We start from the raw sequence: 2425 nt of genomic DNA, 5'->3' as shown, positions 1-2425 counted from the left end.
TCCTCGAAAACCACTAAAAACTCTTTTTAGTAAACTCAAAACCACCCTGAGAGACAGCTGTAACAAAGGGTAGTGTATAGTGTTAATTTGTCTTAAACTCGAAATTAACTATAAGTATGTTCAACTTAAAACAAGCGAATTAATTTCATGGCATGAAGAGCTCATTCACAAAGATGATAAAAAGACGGCAAGAAAGCAAGAACAACAAGCAATGCCAAATGCAGATGGGCCAACCGTTCATTACGATGGCAGTATCGATATTCCGCTTGCACCTGGTTTAGATTAACCACATCATTTTATTAGCGCCTAAGTGTTTTATTTACTGGGCGCTTTTTTATATATTACCAGTGTGTCGAGTCTCTAGCGAAGCCAGCCGCGCTTGCTATTGTAAAATGTGAAGAAGAAGTGGCTGGGAAATGGAGACAAGGCAGAGCGCTAATTGGCGTCATCACAGATATAAAATCAACAAGCCAAATAGAGCATATAGTCAATCGCGGCTACAATGTAGAAAACCTTAAAGTGGCACTCGAACATCTTTAGTATTCACAAATTCATCGCATCGTCGTGCGACGTCTAACAAATTTGTTTGCATTTTACATAATTACATTGTACTTTATTTGAGCAGAAGATTATTTGATTAAAATTTATTAAAGGACTAAATATATATGAAAGCTATACTTAAAGAAAAAAATGACATTCGTACGGAAAATAATACTTTGTGCTGGTTTGCTTGTTCTGTTGCCCTTCAGTTTTAATACTAGTGCGATTGAACCACTTTCATAAGAATCTGTTGTAATGTGTCATGGATGCAATGAGCAGCAGAAAAAAACGTGATTTATCAAAAAGCAGTCGACGAATTTGGTTGGGAGAACTACGATCCGCTTACTCAATTAGATACTGAAGTCAGTCCACGGATTATATACTCTTTCGATTTTACAAATAAGACAGTGTCAGCCTTCTGGGTTTATTACGCTTATGATTTCGCAACAAGGAGACCATACACTGTTGAAGCCTTAAACGCTTCATTTGTGCCAAACAACATCAAATTACCTTGGATTGAATTCGTAGATAAAGTTAATTCTTATGCAACCCAAGACATAGATGTACCATTCGACGGTTTTGATTTCCTAACAAACTATAATACTAGACAAGACGTTTATGATTATGCTCGTGTAGCGATAGATAGTGACATTTCAGGGATCAGGCTTGGCTTCTCATCAGTTATTCAAGCTTTTGGTAGCTTAGCGGGTGTGACTATAAGTGGTGCATTTAGCAATATAACAATTAATTTCTCTGATGGAGTTACTGTTACTCTCAGAATAGCCACATCAGGATCAACGACGATTAGTGACATTTTAAATATCCAGCTTGAGTACGTGCCAGATTCTGCAATTTACACCGATGAAGAAGGGACTGAAGTGCGGTTGCCAGATGACCCAAGTGATGGAAACGATCTTCTAGACTTTGAGTTTGTCGGTTCTGAGAATGATTTTGATAACATTGACAATTTGTTCGATCGGAATGGATTTAGTGGAAGTGGAAGTTCTGCTGGCGGCAACTACTCTATGTCAAACGGAATGTTGACTTGTCACGTTAATAGAACGACAGTAGGTGAAGACGAAGATGGCAATCCTAAATATACATATCGTTACACCTGTCAATAATGAAGGTAAAAATTATGGAAAACCTACAAGGTTATAGATTAATATATTCATTTTCATTGATTGCTTTAAGTTTTATTTCGGCAACATTTTTTATGATAATTTTATTCACAGAAACAACAAGAGGTGTGTCTTTTTTTAGCTACGTTTTTTTAGGTCAAATTATAATACTTTTGTCTATAATTGCATTTACGTATTTAACAATCACTGGTTACTTGAAGGGAAATATATTTAAAATGAAATTATCTATAATGTTAGCAATCTTTCCTTTGTTTAACCCTTTATTTATGTTTGGGAATTTCTTATTTTTCAAAGATAAAAGTAAGTTCAAGCCTCGTAATAAACCAAAGTTTCGAGGCTGAGTGTTATTTTATGTTACCGACAGGACATATACATATATTTTTGTTGTCGATTGCCCGTAAACTGTCTTCTACATGTAATTAGACATAGATGATGACCAGATGCACCGATGACTTGTGCATTTGGTTTTCTAAATTTATCGATGCATAATGAATAACAATGACCAGTCGAAAACTCTACAAATGTTTGTCATCCTATCATCCAAATAGCGCACTCAAGGATGAGCCCGTTGCTGGCAATTCAGCAAACGGCGAAATACAAACGCCGCCGACCGGAAAACACCTTGTTGTATCAACTGGTCGAGCAATACTATCCGGAATTCAAAGAAGCCATATCTGAACAAGGTAAATACTTACCTAAATTTGTTGAGCGTGAGTTTGAAGACTTTTTGCGATGTGGTCGTT

Annotated in this window: 2 protein-coding genes; both read left to right on the top strand. The window is 36.3% G+C overall.

Annotated elements, in window-relative coordinates; genetic code table 11:
* Positions 1–79: 79 nt before the first annotated feature.
* Complete coding sequence (locus G399_RS0110870; RefSeq protein WP_026843653.1) at positions 80–286, top strand: hypothetical protein; 207 nt, start codon at positions 80–82, stop codon at positions 284–286.
* A gap of 544 nt (positions 287–830) precedes the next feature.
* Positions 831–1664 carry a hypothetical protein gene (locus tag G399_RS0110865; RefSeq protein ID WP_006008577.1) on the top strand — a complete coding sequence of 278 codons (834 nt, stop codon included), beginning with the start codon at positions 831–833 and terminating at the stop codon, positions 1662–1664.
* Positions 1665–2425: the final 761 nt, after the last annotated feature.

Source organism: Brumicola pallidula DSM 14239 = ACAM 615, assembly GCF_000428905.1.
Classification (GTDB): Bacteria; Pseudomonadota; Gammaproteobacteria; order Enterobacterales; family Alteromonadaceae; genus Glaciecola; species Glaciecola pallidula.
The sequence above is the reverse complement of the archived record's forward strand: the minus strand, read 5'-3'. Positions and strand labels throughout refer to the sequence as shown.